We start from the raw sequence: 15,595 nt of genomic DNA, 5'->3' as shown, positions 1-15,595 counted from the left end.
TACAATTGCCTTGAATCTTTTTGGAAAAAGATTTTCCGTGACCCCGTTCCAAGCATGTAAGAACGCAAGCCCTGAAAATTCCGGAAGATACACAAATGGAGAACTTGCCTCTAGCAGATTGGTAGCGACGGCATCAACTTGTAAACGTGAGTTTTCATCTACGATTTTGACATGCCCGCGTTTTGCATATTTGGACAGTTTTCCGAATAAGAACGGAATTTCTTCATTCAGGCCATCAACAACATCTGTGATAGTCCACTCAAATTTACCCACCTCAACGATTGGTGGTGCTAGTAGTGTTTGGATTAATTTTCCTTGGTCTAAAAGTCCCTTTTTTACTACTCGACCAAGATAGTATCGCCCTCTCATATATGTCCCCCTGATTTTAGTTATGCGGGGAAATATATCAGAACAACTTTGTATACCAATAAGGCCTGCTAATTCAAGAATTAGCAGGCCTTATTTTTATTTCAAATGCACCTTCAACTCATCCGCAGCCTGCCGCATCGCTGCCTTCACCGTCGGCACATTCGCCACCACGTTCAATAAACCGTAGTCGTGAATCATGCCGTCGTAGCGGACGGTCGTGACATCGACGCCTGCTGCATCCAGCTTGCGGCCGTAGGCTTCGCCTTCATCGCGCAGCACGTCATTCTCTGCGACCTGGATCAACGTCGGTGGCAAACCCTTCAACTGCTCGGTCGTTGCCTGCAATGGCGATGCGTAGATTTCCTTGCGCTTGGCGGCGTCGGTCGTATAGCTGTCCCAGAACCACTTCATCATGTTCTTCGTCAGGAAGTGGCCTTCGGCGAATTCGTTATACGAAGCGGTTTCGAAGTTGGCGTCGGTGACCGGCCACAGCAATGCCTGGAAGCGCAGCTTCGGTTCGCCCTTGTCCTTTGCCATCAATGCGACGACGGCTGCCATGTTGCCGCCAACGCTGTTGCCGGCAACGGCGAGGCGTTTGCCGTCGACGTTGATTTCCTTGCCGTGTGCGGCGACCCATTTGGTTGCGGCATAGGCCTGATTGATAGCCACGCCGTATTTGGCTTCCGGCGAGCGTGTGTAATCGACATAGACGGCGACTGCGCCGGAGCCGGAGACGAGATCGCGGATCAGGCGTTCATGCGTCTGATAATCGCCGAGCACCCAGCCGCCACCGTGGAAGAACATGAAGGCCGGCAGCGTGCCCTTGACGCCGTCCGGACGCACGATGGTCAGGTTGATCTTCTGGCCATCGACGTCGATTGTTTTTTGCGACACGTCCGCTTTCGGCAGGGTCAGCTTGACACCCGCTTGCGCACCGACGAGTACGTTGCGCGCATCGGCCGGCGAAAGTTGCTCGATCGGCTTGCCGCCGCCGGCTTCCAGCGCTTCGAGGAATTTCTGCGTGTTGTGTTCGACACCGGCACTGCCGGCTGCAAAGGCGTTGCCGATGGCGAGACTCAATACGGAGAGGCCGATAATTTTCTTGAGCGAATTCATGATGATGTGTCCTTTCGAAAGCGGTGGTCGCAATGGTTATGTTTATTGGTTTATACGATGGTCAGCGTCACGTCGATGTTGCCGCGTGTGGCGTTGGAGTACGGGCAAACGATGTGTGCCTTGTCGACCAGCGCTTGCGCAGCGGCGCGGTCCATGCCTGGCAACGAAATCTTCAGTTCGACCTCAATCGCGAAACCGGTCGGAACCTGGCCGATGCCGACGTTGCCCTGGACGTTTGCGTCTTTCGGGACGTTGATCTTTTCCTGCGAGGCGACAAATTTCATCGCGCCGAGGAAGCAGGCCGAATAACCTGCGGCGAACAGTTGTTCCGGATTGGTGACTGCGCCGCCTGCACCGCCGAGTTCTTTTGGCGTGCCGAGTGCGATGTCGAGTACGCCGTCAGACGAGACGGCGCGGCCGTCACGACCACCGGTTGCGGTTGCTTGAGCGCGGTACAGAACTTGTTTGATGTTTGCCATGGTGTTTTCTCCTGAAGGTTGTTGCATTAAAAAATAACTACGAAAGTAACTGCTAAGTAACTGCAAAAATAACTGTGAAAAATGCACTACAAAAATGACCTACAAATTAAAACGATCGACGATATGTTTTATTCGGCTCGCCTTTACCGACACTCATATCGATAACTATTAAATAGCGCACTACTTAAATACTCTAAAAATGGGGTGAAGGTTTTCAGGTTCTTCACCCCGCTTAATCTATCCGGTTTCAGCCGAATTTCTTATCCGAATTTCTATCCATTTTTTGCTAACTTGCTACGCAAATTAACCAGTTTTTCCTTCATCTCGATCAGCTCGTCGAGCTCGCATTCGGTGGCGCAGAAAACCTCACCGTGCATTTCCATCGCCTTCTGACGCAGCGTGTCGCCGTTTTTCGTCAGCGTAATGATGACCTGGCGTTCGTCGCTGGCAGCGCGGGTCCGGCTGATCAAGCCTGCCGTTTCCATCCGCTTGAGCAGCGGCGTCAGCGTGGCCGAATCCAGGAACAGGCGATCGCCGATATCCGTCACGGTCACACCGTCTTGCTCCCACAACACCATCATCACCAGATACTGCGAATACGTCAGACCCAACTTCGGCAGCAGTTTGCGGTAGACCTTGCTCATTGCCAGCGAAGTCGAATACAGCGCAAAACAGAGCTGGTCATCCAGTCTGGGAGCATCGGCTTTGGCTGTCTTCGTTTTCATCATGGTTCGAATAATAAATAGTGCACTATTTAATTGCAAGCTATTTTTAAATATTGTCGCGAAAAAGATTCAACAACCTTTTTGGATGCCCAATCGTACAATCTGCGCTTTGGCTTTTTACGTGCCCTTCAGGGAGGCGTAAGGGTCGGGTGATACATTGCCGAAATCCGATTGCCGCACAGCGGTGGCAGTGGTGTCAAAGATACAAAAAGGAGAAGTTTGATGAATATGCTGCTGCGGCTATCCGGCTGGATAGACTGGGTGGGAGAACGCGTTGGCCGTGTCGCCAATGTGATGATCCTGCTGTCCTGCCTGATCAGTGCGACCAATGCGCTGATCCGCTACGGTTTCGACTGGAGTAATAACTGGGCGCTGGAATTGCAGTGGTACCTGTTCGGTGCCGCGGTGATGCTGGGTGCGTCCTATACCTTTCAGCGCAACGAGCACGTGCGCGTCGATCTGGTGTACGCCAACGTGTCCGAGCGCGGACGTTTGTGGATCGATATCTTCGGCGTGATCTTCTTCCTGCTGCCGGCCTGCTTCCTGTTTACCTATCTGTCGTGGATCTCGCTGTTCATGCCGTCGTGGGACATCCTAGAAGAATCCAGCAATGCCGGCGGCCTGATCCGCTATCCGATCAAGTTCATCGTGCCGGTCGGTTTTGCCATGCTGGCCCTGCAGGGCATTTCCGAACTGATCAAACGCATTGCAGCGCTGCGCGGCGATGTGGTTCTCGAATCGAAGTATGAAAGGCCGGTCCAATGATTCCACTCGAGTATATGCCGCCACTGATGTTCGGCGGCCTGGTCCTGTTCATGCTCATCGGCTTTCCGGTGGCGTTCTCGCTGCTGGCGCTCGGTTTGTTCTTCGGCTTCATCTCGATCGAGGAAGGCTTCTTCGGCGTCAATTATCTGCAGGCGGTGCCACAGCGGATTTTCGGCAACGTGCTGGCCAACGATCTGCTATTGGCGATTCCGTTCTTCACCTTCATGGGGGCCGTGCTTGAAAAGTGCGGCCTGGCTGAAGAGATGCTCGATTCGATGGGCCAGTTGTTCGGCCCGATCCGCGGCGGTCTCGGCTATTCGGTGATCATCGTCGGCTTCGTGCTGGGTGCGATTACCGGAACCGTGGCGGCGCAGGTCATCACGATGGCGATGATTTCGCTGCCGGTGATGATGCGTTATCGCTACAACGTTCGCTATACGACCGGTGTGCTGGCTGCGTCCGGCACGATCACGCAACTGGTGCCGCCGTCGCTGGTGCTGGTCGTGCTGTCGGATCAGTTGCGCACGCAGACCGCCAGCGCCGACGTCGGCAGCATGTACCTCGGTGCATGGGGGCCGTCGCTGATGCAGATCGCGTTGTTCGTGGCGTATACCTTCCTGCTGTCGCGCATCAAGCCTGACTGGCTGCCGGCGATTCCGAAGGAAGACATCACGCTGCGTGGCTGGGCGCTGTGGCGCAAATGCCTGCGCGGCATCATCCCTTCCGCCGTGCTGATCTTCATGGTGCTGGGCACGATGATGCTGGGTATTGCAACGCCGACCGAAAGCGGCGCGATGGGCGCGCTCGGTGCCGTCGTGCTGGCCGTGATCCGCGACAAGGAATTCACGCAGCGCGATCGCTGGTTCCTGCGCATCAGCATGGTCGGGCTGGCCATCGCTGCGCTGGTCAGCGTGATCTTCTATACGGAAAACATCGGCGTATCCAGCAATGCCAAGCCGTTCCTGCAGGCTGCGCTGGCTGCGACCTACGTCGGTATCGCATGGCTGGTATATCGCGCCACGCGTATCCGCGATCTGCGCAACCTGATTGTCCAGGGCTATCAATCGACGATGCGCCTGACCTGCATGGTCGTGTTCATCCTGATCGGCTCGACCTGCTTCTCGGTCGTGTTCCTCGGCGTCGATGGCGGCACGTGGGTCGAACATCTGTTCACCGATCTGCCGGGCGGCTGGATCGGCTTTGTCGTGGTGGTCAACCTGTTCATCTTCTTCCTCGCGTTCTTCCTCGACTTCTTCGAAATCGCGTTCATCGTGGTGCCGATGCTGGCACCGGTGGCGGAGAAGATCCTGGCGCCAGTCCTGCTGGCCAGCATGGGCAGCCCGGAAGCGGCATCGCAGGCAGCACTTGTCTGGTTCGGCGTGATGCTGTGTGTGAACATGCAGACCTCGTTCATGCATCCGCCGTTCGGCTTTGCGCTGTTTTACCTGCGCGGCGTGGCACCGAAAGAAGTGAAGAGCTCGGACATTTACTGGGGCGCATTGCCGTGGGTCGGCCTGCAGATCCTGATGGTGATTCTGGTGGCATCGTTCCCGCAACTGGCGACCGGCCTGCTCGACAAGGGCACGGTGACCGATACATCCGGCGGTCTGGTGATCGAGCAGCAGATCAATCAGGGCACTTCCGACTGGGCATTGCCGACGTACGATTCGGGAAGCAGTCCGGATAGCAACAGCCCGGCAACGACGCCAGCGCCGTCACCGTAACTTTCGCTGCAATCAAAAAGAGGACATGCCGCTGAGCGCCATGTCCTCTTTTTTTATTTGTTGATACCGCTGCTCTGCGTGCTTCTAGCTTTCCCGTTTTTCGGCGACGACGTGAAAGCGCATGTCCAGCCTGTCGGCGACGCGAATCGCGCCGTTCAGGATCGAATACGGCGTCATGCCGAAATCGGTCTGGTTGAAATGCATGCTGCCGCTGACGATCATGCCGGCCGCCGTTGTCTCCACTGTCGCGGGAACGTCGAAGTGTTTGGTCGTGCCGTGCAATGTGATCGCAACATCCAGTATGGCTTTGCCACTTTGCTTCGCTGCTTTGCTATTTGCATCCTTGCGTTCGATGTGAATCGCGGCATATGGATAGCGTTCCGCCTCCAGCACATGAAGCAGCATGTTGCGTCGTGTCCCCGCAATATCGTCCGCTGTCGGCTGCGTATCGAATCCGGCCTCCGCGCGCAACGGCGCTTCGTCGACCACCAGTTGATCCATGCGCACCTGCAGATCCGCCGTGTTCTCGTCCGGTGCGACAAACCCTTTCACGTCGTGACTGGCGACAACATGATCGTGTCCCAGTTTGGCGAACGGCCCATCGCGACGCACTTCGAACGCCACCAGCGATTTGGCCGAATCGACGCGCAGGATATTTTTGCCTTGCGCCTCCGCCTGCAGGTAACGCGATTCCGGCAGCGTGTGCTGTTTCTGCCCGGATTCCTGCATCGATTGTTGCGATTGCAACGGAACATTCGGTGCGCAGCCCGCAACCAATGCACTCACTGTCAGCAACAACAGGAAGTGTCGTGTCAACTGATGCATGGTCGGTTTCATTAATACTCCTGTCGAACTGATGAATCGATCGTCGTGTTGCCGTGCGAGTCTTGCCGGCTTCTTGGTGGTGTCTCGCGGCTGTCACGGCGTCGTCACAAAATACCGCTGATGCCGGCCGAAGGTGAAAGGTAATATAACCGAATGCGTCTGCCGCCGTTTTTCTCCTTTGCCGTTGCTGTACGTGCGGGACGCAACGTCCTCTTTTCAGGTATCGCATTGCTTGCGATGGGCGGTATCGCGCATGCAGCGGAATCCTTTTCCGTCAGCGCGGAACGCAATGGCGATGCGGTACAGGTCGATGCCCGCGCCACGATCAAGGCGCCATTTGCGCTGATCCATGACACGCTGACCGATTACGATCATCTGGCCGATTTCATTCCCGGCATGAGCAGGAGCCGTTTGCTGGAACGGCGCGACAAGACTGCCATCGTCGAACAATCCGGCGTAGCACGGCTGTGGTTCCTGCGCTTTCCGATCGACGTCACGGTGGAAACAGGCGAACCGTCGCCTTCCGTCATCAGCGTGCGACTTCTCAAGGGAAATCTGAAGCAGTTGAACGGCCGCTACGATATCGAGAAGCGCGACGGCGACGACAACTATGCCTTGCACTGGAGCGGCATCATCCAGCCCGGCATCAGCGTGCCGTCGGCCATTGCGGTGCCGCTGCTGCGCAGAAACATTTCCGAGCAATTCCGCGGCATGGTGGACGAAATCGAACGCCGCGCCACCCTGCGCGCACCCAATTTGCCGGACTGATTGGAGCCAATCGACGGCCGATCGATGGCTGCGCGGTACAATACGGCCCGCGGTAAAACAAGCCGCTCCCGTACCTTTCAAGACTCGACAGCATGACCGATCACAACGCCGAAGACGGCAACCGCAAACCGCTTTTCTACGACCCGACCGAACACCGCATTCGCAGCTTCGTCACACGCGCAGGCCGCGTATCGACCGGACAGGAACGCGCGCTGGAGGAACTCGGACCGAAGTTCATGCTCCCGTACGAGAAAGCCCCGCTGGATGTGGCGCAGGCCTTTGGCCGCAGCGCGCCGACGATTTTCGAAATCGGCTTCGGCATGGGCGAGACCACGGCAAAAATCGCGGGCGGTATGCCGGAAAAGAATTTCATCGGTGTGGAAGTCCATACGCCGGGCGTCGGCAGCCTGCTGAAACTCATCGGCGAGCAGAACCTGACCAATCTGCGCCTGATCCAGCACGACGCATTCGAAGTATTGACGCACATGATTGCGCCGCAATCGCTGGCCGGTGTGCACGTGTTCTTCCCCGATCCTTGGCACAAGGCGCGCCACAACAAGCGGCGCCTGATCCAGGGACCGATGGTGGAATTGCTGTCGTCACGCCTGATGCCTGGCGGTTATCTGCATTGCGCGACCGACTGGCAGGAATATGCGGAACAGATGCTGGAAGTGCTGAGCGCGGAACCGACACTGCAAAACACGGCGGACGGTTATGCACCGCGCCCCGATTACCGCCCTGTCACCAAGTTTGAAAACCGTGGCCTGAAACTCGGGCACGGTGTGTGGGATGTGGTCTTCACAAAGAAATAAACAAGAAAATAAACAAGGAAATGGAAACTGGCGCTATCGAGCCAGAAATTACTGCTCGACGATCAGCGCCACGATTTCCTCGCCGTAGGTTTCCAGCTTCTTTTCGCCAACACCGCTGACGCCGCGCAGGTCGTCCAGCGAATGCGGTTGCACTTTCGCGATCTCGCGCATCGTCGCATCGTGGAAGATCACATAGGCCGGCACGTTGTGCTTGCGTGCCGTTTCCATGCGCCACCAGCGCAGCTTCTCGAACACGACCTGTTCTTCTGCGGACAGATCGGTTTCGACAAACCCTTTCGGCTTGCCTGATGTGCGTCGCGCCTTGACCGGCTTTTGATAGACGCGCAACTGCACGCGTTCGCCGCCCTTCAATACCGGGCGTGCTGCGTCGGTCAGCTTGAGCACACCGAACGATTCGTGATCGACGCTGACCAGTCCGAGCGCAATGACCTGTCGCAGAATCGCACGCCATTCCGCTTCGCTGCGGTCAGAGCCGATGCCGAACGTCGACAGCTGTTCGTGACTGCGCTGCCGGACTTTTTCAGAATCGATGCCACGCAATACGTCCAGCACATGCATCGCGCCGAAGCGCTGATCGACACGATAAATGGTGGACAGCAATTTCTGCACATCGACCGTCGCGTCATAGGCGCCGGGCGGACTGATGCAGGTGTCGCAATTACCGCATGGCGATGACGGCTGGCCGAAATAATCGAGCAGTCGCGTGCGACGGCAATGCAAGGTTTCGCACAAGCCCAGCATTGCATCAAGCTTGACGCTCTGCACGCGCTTGAAGGTTTCATCGGCTTCCGATTCGTCGATCATGCGGCGCTGTTGCACCACATCCTGCAAACCGTAAGCCATCCATGCGTTGGCCGGCAAGCCGTCGCGACCGGCGCGACCGGTTTCCTGGTAATAGCCTTCGATGCTTTTCGGCAGATCCAGATGCGCGACAAAGCGCACGTCCGGCTTGTCGATGCCCATGCCGAACGCGATCGTCGCCACCATCACGATGCCTTCTTCCCGCAGGAAGCGCGCCTGATTGCGGCTGCGCACCGAGGTTTCCATGCCGGCGTGATAGGCCAGCGCGTTGATGCCGTTTTCCTTCAGGAATTCCGCCGTCTCCTCGACCTTCTTGCGCGACAGGCAGTAGACGACGCCGGCGTCGCCCGCATGTTCGGCCTCGATGAAGTCCAGCAATTGCTTGCGGCCGTTGGCCTTCTCGACGATCTGGTAACGGATGTTCGGGCGATCGAACGACGAGACAAACATGCGCGCGTCGTCGAGTTGCAGGCGATGGATGATCTCTTCGCGCGTCTGCTGATCGGCCGTCGCCGTCAGTGCAATACGCGGCACATGCGGAAAACGTTCGTGCAGGATGGAGAGCTTGATGTACTCCGGACGGAAATCGTGTCCCCATTGCGCCACGCAATGCGCTTCGTCGATGGCAAACAGCGCGACCTTTGCCGCTTCCAGCATGTCGAGACAGCGCTGCGTCATCAACCTTTCCGGCGCGACGTACAACAGGTCGAGATCGCCGCTGCGCAAACGGCGTTCGATCTGCATCGATTCGTCGAAGGTTTGCGAGGAATTGAGAAACGCGGCGCGCACACCGACTTCCGCCAGTGCATCGACCTGATCCTGCATCAATGCGATCAACGGCGAGACAACAACGCCGACGCCGTCGCGCAGCAAGGAGGGAATCTGATAGCACAGCGACTTGCCGCCGCCGGTCGGCATCAGCACCAGCGCATCGCCGCCACGGGCGACGATATCGACGATCTCTGCCTGTTCGCCACGGAAGGACGAATAGCCGAACACGGATTCGAGCACATGCAGCGCCTGCGCGCCAAGATCGTCCCGCATCGCGGGATTGACTGCTGCGTTCACCTTATTCTGCCCAGACAACCCAGCCGTAGTGCGCGCTCAACAGGACAAACAGTCCGAACACGATGCGGTAATACGCGAAGAAGGTGAAGTCATGCGTGCTGATGTAACGCAGCAGCCAGCGCACGCACAGGAAAGCGGAAACGAACGCCGAAAAACCGCCGAGCGCAAACAGCGGGACATCGGACATCGACAGCAGATCGCGCGCCTTGTAGACCGAATAGGCGGTCGCGCCGAACAACGTCGGAATCGCGAGGAAGAACGAGAATTCGGTTGCCGCCTTGCGCGACAGGCCGAAGAACATGCCGCCGATGATGCTGGCGCCGGAGCGGCTGGTGCCGGGAATCAGCGCAAACGCCTGCGCGCAACCGACCTTCAACGCATCAAGTGCGGTCATGTCATCGACCGTTTCCACACGTGCGGCATCCTGACGATTGCGATTGCGACGTTCCACCCACAGGATCAGGAAGCCGCCGACGATGAAGGCGCAGGCAACGGGAATCGGCGCAAACAGTTTTTCATTGATGCTGGCGGCAAAAATCAGGCCGAGAATGGCTGCCGGCAAAAAGGCGATGAGAATATTGAGGACAAACTTCTGCGAACGCCGCTCGGTGAACAGGCCGTTGCAGACTGCGGAAATACGGGCGCGGTATTCCCACAGGATGGCAAACATCGCACCGGTCTGGATCGCGATCTCGAACACCTTGGCTTTCGGACCGACGAAGTTCAGCAGGCTGCCGGCGAGAATCAGATGGCCGGTCGATGAGATCGGCAGAAACTCGGTCAGGCCTTCGACGATACCGATGATGATGGCCTTGAGCGCGAGAATTGGATCCATGTAGAAACAGTAATTATCTGGTCATAAAAAAACCCGCCGGTGGTGACGCCGTACGGGTTACAACGTGCGTGCATCCTTGCCGGAAAATCGTCGCGCATCTTTATACGCTGCCGGATCGACGCGGCCCAAAGATTACCATGAGCGCACATGTTGCCGGACGAATTTCCGCAGCCGGATCGCTGTACCGGCGATTCGACTCAGGTTGTTGTCATTCGTTCCAGAGTCGTCAGATAAAACATTGCATCGTCACGCGTGACGCCGCACATTTCCGGCTCCGGCTGCAGGCTCGCACACACCAAAGGCCGTTCCGGACTGCCGAAGATCCGGCAGCGATTGACTTCATCCAGTTGCACACAACGCACACCGGCCGGCTTGCCGTTCGGCATGCCGGGGATCGCCGATGAAATCGACGGTGCGGTGCAACATGCGCCGCAATCGGGGCGACATATCAAGCTAGTCATGCGCGTTGGTCATTCGACATCGTTCCGGGTTCCAATGTGGCAAATTGCAGCCAGCCGCGCATTTTACAGCGGTGTCGACGCCTTCACCCTTGACGCTGTTGCGACCGGCGCTTACAGTACGCATGCCCGGATGCAGTCCCGGCAAGCCAGACGTCCCCGCGCACCGCCGCCGGTGCAATCGCAGCAATCCCGACCGGAACGCTCCTCTACCGCCAGCCCTGTGCGGTGCGTCTGTTGCGGCAAGGCATGCATCCTTTGATAAAATGCCGGTTTTCCCATTCAGCTACCCGAGTCCCAACATGAACATCGAACAAGCCCGTTTCAACATGATCGAACAGCAGATTCGTCCCTGGGACGTACTCGATCTGGACGTTCTCGAACTGCTGGTCGTGGTCAAGCGCGAAGCGTTCGTACCGCTCGCCTACCGCGCACTGGCCTTTGCCGACAGCGAAATTCCATTGCCGAATGGTGAAAACATGCTGGCACCGCGCGTGGAAGCGCGCATCCTGCAGGAGCTGGCCGTCAAGAAACACGAGAACGTACTGGAAATCGGTGCCGGTTCGGGCTACATGGCTGCATTGCTCGCACATCAGGCGCGCCACGTCACGACGGTCGAAATCGATCCGGAACTGAAGGCGATGGCTCAGAAGAACCTGGCCGACTACGGCGTCACCAACGTTGAAGTTGTCGAGGGTGACGGCTCCAAGGGCTGGAACGGCGCCAATCAACCGAACGCACCATACGATGTGATCGTCGTGTCGGGTTCGTTGCCGGTTGTGCCGGAAAGTCTGCTGTCGCAGATCAAGGTCGGCGGCCGCATGTTCGTCGTCGTCGGCAACGCGCCGGCAATGACAGCGCAGGTCATCACACGCGTTTCCGACGTCAGCTACAACACGGTCGGCGTGTTCGAAACACTGATCAAGCCATTGCGCAACGCGGTCACGCCGTCGCACTTCAAGTTCTGAGGACGTATCCATGCAACACATGACCGCGCCGGAAGTCGCTGCGTTGATTGCAGATTCGGCCGGGTCTTCCGGCAGCGCGCCTGTGCTGCTGGATGTACGGGAACCGTGGGAATACCAGACCTGCCATATCGAGGGCTCTGTTTCCATCCCGATGAATACCATTCCCGGCCAGCTCGAGCAGCTGGACCGTGATGCCTTCATCGTCTGCATCTGCCATCACGGCGCACGCAGCATGCGGGTTGCGCACTTCCTCGAAGCCAACGGTTTCACACAGGTGACCAATCTGACCGGCGGGATACACGCATGGGCGCTGCAGGTCGATACGACCATGCCGACCTATTGAGCGACGTCGCCCGATACCGACGATTCATGCGTACAGTCAAATTTGTCACGCTGGTTACCGTCATTCTTCTCTCGCTGCATGTTCCCTCGTACGCTTCGGCAGCCGATCTGCTGCAGGTCTACCACGATGCGTTAAGCAATGATTCTGTCTACGCAAGCGCGCGGGCGGGATTGACCGCCGATCGCGAAGTCTCGGTACAGGGCCTTGCCAACCTGCTGCCGGCGGTTGGCATTACCGGATCAAACGAGCGTCTGCGGCGCAACGACAGGCCAAGCAGCACCGCGAACAGTTATGCGCTGTCGCTGACACAACCGTTGTTCGACCCTGCCGCCTGGCAAAATTACGAACAAAGCAAACTGTCCGTCACCGCGAGCGAAGCGGTTTTTTCCGTCGTCCGCCAGGACCTGATCCTGCGCACCGCACAGGCTTATTTCGATGTACTGACTGCACAGGATGCGCTGGCTTCGCTGCGCGCGGAAAAAATCGCGATCAGCGAACAACTCGAGTCGGCAAAAAAACATTTCGAAGTAGGCTCCGCCACGATTACCGATACACACGAAGCGCAGGCCCGGTACGATCTGGCGACCGCACAGGAATTCGCTGCGCAGAACGATCTCGACGTCAAACGCGCCGCGCTGCAGCAGATCATCGGCAAACCGCCAACCGAACTGGCGACGTTGCGCCCCGGCGTCACGCTGCAACGACCACAGCCGGCGCAAATGGAACGCTGGGTCGACAGTGCAGAACAACGGAATTTCGATGTCGTCAGCAAGCAGTTGTCACTGGAAATCGCGATGCGCGACATCACGCGCAATCGTGCAGGTCACTACCCCACCGTCGATCTCGTCGCCAGCCGCAGCAATACCAAACGGCGGGACGATGTCGTTGACCGTGACGACGATGGACCCGAGACCTCGGTTGGCGTGCAATGGTCGATTCCGCTGTTCAGCGGCTTTGCCGTGACCAGCCGCGTACGACAGGCGATAGCGCTGGAGGACAAGGCGCGCGCAGATCTGGAAACGGCACGCCGCACCGCAGCGCAAAATGCGCGACAGGCGTTTTTCGGCGTGACGAATGGGCTGGCGCAGGTGAAAGCGCTGGAAGCGGCGGAGACATCCAGCAAGTCGGCACTGGAATCGAACCGTCTCGGTTATCAGGTTGGTGTGCGCATCAATATCGATGTGTTGAATGCACAGCAGCAGTTATATGCCACACAGCGCGATCTAGCCCGGGCACGTTACGACACCCTGATGAAAAGCCTGCAGTTGAAATCTGCCGCCGGCACGTTGCAGGAACAGGATCTTGTGCAAATCAATACGCTGCTGACACAACGCTGATCTCTTCCAGCCCCGGTATTGAGTATTGCACCGGTAGATCCTTCCTATTTATTTCTTCAGACGCAGCGACGGCGCATAGCGCAGGCTGTCCAGGCAGGCATCGATCATCGGCTCGGCAACCTTTTCGAGATCGAAAGTCGTCGGCGAAAACAGCCAGTTTTCCAGCATGCCGCTGATGTGGCTGTGCAGAATCAATACCGCCAGCTTCAAGTCAAGATCGGTCGGCAATTGATCGAGTGAAATCGCCTGTTGCAGAATGCCCTCGGTCGTTTTGAGCCAGTTCTGATAACACTCGTTCTGACGTATCCAGATCGTGTCGTTCGGATCGACCAGTTCACATTTCAGAAACAGGATGTCCAGCACGCGCCGGGTACGCGGAATATGAACGACGTCCAGCAACAGACGCACCCATGTGGTGCGCAGATGTCCCAGCGGATCGTTCTTGTATTGTGGTTCCGGCGTCTGCATCAGTGCTTCCAGCGGCAGACGTATGCGTTCGACCATTGCCTCGAAAAGATCGGCCTTGTTCTTGAAGTGCCAGTAGATCGCGCCGCGCGTCACGCCGGCGGCGTCTGCCACGTCAGCCAGCGACGTCTGTGCCACGCCACGCGCGAACATGACCTCTTCCGCTGCATCGATGATGCGGCTGCGCGTTTCAAGCGCTTCTTCCTTGGTTGAACGGGCCATATTGAACTGAATCTCCTGTCACAAATTTCGGCTATTTTTAGTTATGCTTAGTGCATGAGTTGCCGTTTATACATACATCCGCGAATGTATGTATAATACCCTGATTTTGCAGCACCCGTCTTCAGGAAAAGAAATCGGCGGTCTTTCAACCCGCGCTTTCCCTTCCTTCCAGCCTCATCGTAATTTTTCTTCACCGGACTGTCGTGCCATGCGGCAGAACGATTCACTTACTGTGCGAGATTGTCTATGCGTTCACTTCCCCGTTTGACCCAACTTAGCGCGACCCTCCTTTTAGCGTATGCAATCACCGGTTGCGGCGCAAAATCGGAAGCACCGGCGGCTCCGCCGCCAACCGAAGTGGCCGTCGTCACAATCAAGCCTGCCCCATTGGGCGTGACCACCGAAATGCCAGGTCGCCTGGAAGCCAGCCGCGTTGCCGAAGTGCGTGCCCGCGTTCCCGGCATCGTGCTGAAGCGGACGTTCCGCGAAGGTAGCGACGTGAAGGCAGGTGCCACACTGTTCCTGATCGATCCGGCGCAGTTCCAGGCCAACTACAACAGCGCAGAAGCTGCCGTTCAGCGCGCAGAGGCGACGCTGTTGCAGGCGCAATTGAAAGCGCAGCGCTACAAGCCGCTGGTTGCCACCAACGCCGTCAGCAAGCAGGAATACGATGACGTGGTCGCGATCGAGAAACAGGCGACGGCCGATCTCGCCTCCGCCAAGGCTGCGCGTGAAACCGCCAAGCTGTCGCTCGGTTACGCCACCGTGACATCGCCGATCGCCGGACGCGTCGGTCGTGAACTGGTAACGGAAGGCGCCCTGGTGGGTCAAGGCGATGCAACGCCGCTGACAGTCGTTCAGCAGATCGATCCCGTTTACGTGAACATGACGCAATCCAGTACCGAGGTCCTGCAACTGCGTCGCGCCATGGCAAGCGGCCAGCTGAAAAGCGCCGGCAAGGATCAGTTGAAAGTCACCCTGATCACGGAAGACGGTCAGGAATATCAACACGCCGGCAAATTGCTGTTCTCCGATCTGACTGTCGACGCAAGTTCGGGCGCCGTCACATTGCGCGCAGAATTCCCTAATCCGGAACGTCTGCTGCTGCCGGGCATGTACGTTCGCGCACGCGTCGAACAGGCTGTCGATGAAAAAGCGATCACGGTTCCGCAACAGGCCGTCAGCCAGACGCCTGGCGGTTCTGCCGTCATGGTGGTCGGTGCAGATGGCAAGGTAGCGGCACGTCCGGTCAAGACCGGCAGCGCCAACAACGATTCATGGGTGATTACCGACGGCTTGAAAGAAGGCGATCAGGTCATTGTCGAAGGTCTGCAGAAAGTCCAGCCGGGAGCAACGGTCAAGCCTGTGCCTTGGCAGAAAGCGGCACCTGCGGGAGCGCCAGCCGGTGCTGCACCGGCCGCGAAAGATGCTGCCGGTACAACCGCATCGCCCGCACCTGCCGCCAAGACCGCAGACCAACCCAAGTCGAAGTAA

At 57.7% G+C, this 15,595-nt stretch carries 17 protein-coding genes; 8 read left to right on the top strand and 9 right to left on the bottom strand.

All coding sequences use genetic code 11. The features are described 5' to 3' along the window. The 4 genes from VN114_RS06180 to VN114_RS06165 form a co-directional block, all read right to left on the bottom strand. Nucleotides 1-369, bottom strand: a 369-nt coding sequence (locus VN114_RS06180; RefSeq protein ID WP_325513050.1) for a hypothetical protein, incomplete at its 3' end; no start/stop codon positions are given. A gap of 96 nt (nucleotides 370-465) precedes the next feature. After that, a complete protein-coding gene (locus VN114_RS06175; RefSeq protein ID WP_325513048.1) occupies nucleotides 466-1,485 on the bottom strand; it encodes an alpha/beta hydrolase in 1,020 nt (339 codons plus the stop codon). Nucleotides 1,486-1,535: 50 nt separating this feature from the next. Continuing rightward, nucleotides 1,536-1,964 (bottom strand): organic hydroperoxide resistance protein, encoded by a 429-nt coding sequence (locus VN114_RS06170; RefSeq protein WP_325513046.1) that lies wholly within the window; start codon nucleotides 1,962-1,964, stop codon nucleotides 1,536-1,538. Between the two features lie 272 nt (nucleotides 1,965-2,236). Further along, nucleotides 2,237-2,689: a MarR family transcriptional regulator gene (locus tag VN114_RS06165; RefSeq protein WP_325513033.1), complete on the bottom strand. Its 453-nt coding sequence runs from the start codon at nucleotides 2,687-2,689 to the stop codon at nucleotides 2,237-2,239. A gap of 222 nt (nucleotides 2,690-2,911) precedes the next feature. On the opposite strand from VN114_RS06165, the gene VN114_RS06160 reads away from it, so the two are divergent. Next, complete coding sequence (locus VN114_RS06160; RefSeq protein WP_325513032.1) at nucleotides 2,912-3,454, top strand: TRAP transporter small permease subunit; 543 nt, start codon at nucleotides 2,912-2,914, stop codon at nucleotides 3,452-3,454. After that, nucleotides 3,451-5,178 carry a TRAP transporter large permease gene (locus VN114_RS06155; protein WP_325513031.1) on the top strand — a complete coding sequence of 576 codons (1,728 nt, stop codon included), beginning with the start codon at nucleotides 3,451-3,453 and terminating at the stop codon, nucleotides 5,176-5,178. The genes VN114_RS06160 and VN114_RS06155 overlap by 4 nt, the downstream gene beginning before the upstream one ends. An 84-nt stretch (nucleotides 5,179-5,262) precedes the next feature. Here VN114_RS06155 and VN114_RS06150 read toward each other — a convergent pair whose 3' ends face one another. Further along, entirely contained in the window at nucleotides 5,263-6,015 is a 753-nt protein-coding gene (locus VN114_RS06150; RefSeq protein ID WP_325513030.1) for a YceI family protein, read from the bottom strand. A 141-nt stretch (nucleotides 6,016-6,156) separates the two neighbouring features. Between VN114_RS06150 and VN114_RS06145 the strand changes: the two genes are divergently transcribed. Further along, nucleotides 6,157-6,771, top strand: coding sequence for an SRPBCC family protein (locus VN114_RS06145; RefSeq protein ID WP_325513029.1), 615 nt, complete (start codon nucleotides 6,157-6,159; stop codon nucleotides 6,769-6,771). Between the two features lie 92 nt (nucleotides 6,772-6,863). After that, nucleotides 6,864-7,583: a tRNA (guanosine(46)-N7)-methyltransferase TrmB gene (gene trmB, locus VN114_RS06140; protein WP_325513028.1), complete on the top strand. Its 720-nt coding sequence runs from the start codon at nucleotides 6,864-6,866 to the stop codon at nucleotides 7,581-7,583. A 48-nt stretch (nucleotides 7,584-7,631) separates the two neighbouring features. On the opposite strand, the gene recQ is transcribed toward trmB, so the two are convergent. The 3 genes from recQ to VN114_RS06125 form a co-directional block, all read right to left on the bottom strand. Then, on the bottom strand, nucleotides 7,632-9,449 hold the full coding sequence (recQ, locus tag VN114_RS06135; RefSeq protein WP_325513054.1) for a DNA helicase RecQ: 1,818 nt from the start codon (nucleotides 9,447-9,449) through the stop codon (nucleotides 7,632-7,634). A gap of 25 nt (nucleotides 9,450-9,474) precedes the next feature. Further along, entirely contained in the window at nucleotides 9,475-10,308 is an 834-nt protein-coding gene (locus tag VN114_RS06130) for an undecaprenyl-diphosphate phosphatase (RefSeq protein ID WP_325513027.1), read from the bottom strand. A 197-nt stretch (nucleotides 10,309-10,505) separates the two neighbouring features. Next, nucleotides 10,506-10,769, bottom strand: coding sequence for a YkgJ family cysteine cluster protein (locus VN114_RS06125; protein WP_325513026.1), 264 nt, complete (start codon nucleotides 10,767-10,769; stop codon nucleotides 10,506-10,508). A 299-nt stretch (nucleotides 10,770-11,068) separates the two neighbouring features. Between VN114_RS06125 and VN114_RS06120 the strand changes: the two genes are divergently transcribed. Genes VN114_RS06120 through VN114_RS06110 form a run of 3 tightly spaced genes read left to right on the top strand, consistent with a single transcriptional unit; the run spans nucleotide 11,069 to nucleotide 13,414 of the window. Beyond that, nucleotides 11,069-11,734 (top strand): protein-L-isoaspartate O-methyltransferase, encoded by a 666-nt coding sequence (locus VN114_RS06120; protein WP_325513025.1) that lies wholly within the window; start codon nucleotides 11,069-11,071, stop codon nucleotides 11,732-11,734. Between the two features lie 10 nt (nucleotides 11,735-11,744). Beyond that, nucleotides 11,745-12,077 (top strand): rhodanese-like domain-containing protein, encoded by a 333-nt coding sequence (locus tag VN114_RS06115; protein WP_325513024.1) that lies wholly within the window; start codon nucleotides 11,745-11,747, stop codon nucleotides 12,075-12,077. 26 nt (nucleotides 12,078-12,103) lie between these two features. Then, nucleotides 12,104-13,414, top strand: a complete 1,311-nt coding sequence (locus VN114_RS06110; RefSeq protein WP_325513023.1) for a TolC family outer membrane protein — start codon at nucleotides 12,104-12,106, stop codon at nucleotides 13,412-13,414. Nucleotides 13,415-13,462: 48 nt separating this feature from the next. On the opposite strand, the gene VN114_RS06105 is transcribed toward VN114_RS06110, so the two are convergent. Continuing rightward, nucleotides 13,463-14,101 (bottom strand): TetR family transcriptional regulator, encoded by a 639-nt coding sequence (locus tag VN114_RS06105; RefSeq protein ID WP_325513022.1) that lies wholly within the window; start codon nucleotides 14,099-14,101, stop codon nucleotides 13,463-13,465. A 246-nt stretch (nucleotides 14,102-14,347) separates the two neighbouring features. Here VN114_RS06105 and VN114_RS06100 point away from each other — a divergent pair, with 246 nt between their 5' ends. Next, nucleotides 14,348-15,595, top strand: coding sequence for an efflux RND transporter periplasmic adaptor subunit (locus VN114_RS06100; protein ID WP_325513021.1), 1,248 nt, complete (start codon nucleotides 14,348-14,350; stop codon nucleotides 15,593-15,595).

Origin of the sequence: Oxalicibacterium sp., from assembly GCF_035565035.1 — a bacterium.
Classification (GTDB): domain Bacteria; phylum Pseudomonadota; class Gammaproteobacteria; order Burkholderiales; family Burkholderiaceae_D; genus Oxalicibacterium.
Note: the sequence above shows the minus strand (reverse complement) of the source record. Positions and strands in the feature narration are given on the sequence as shown.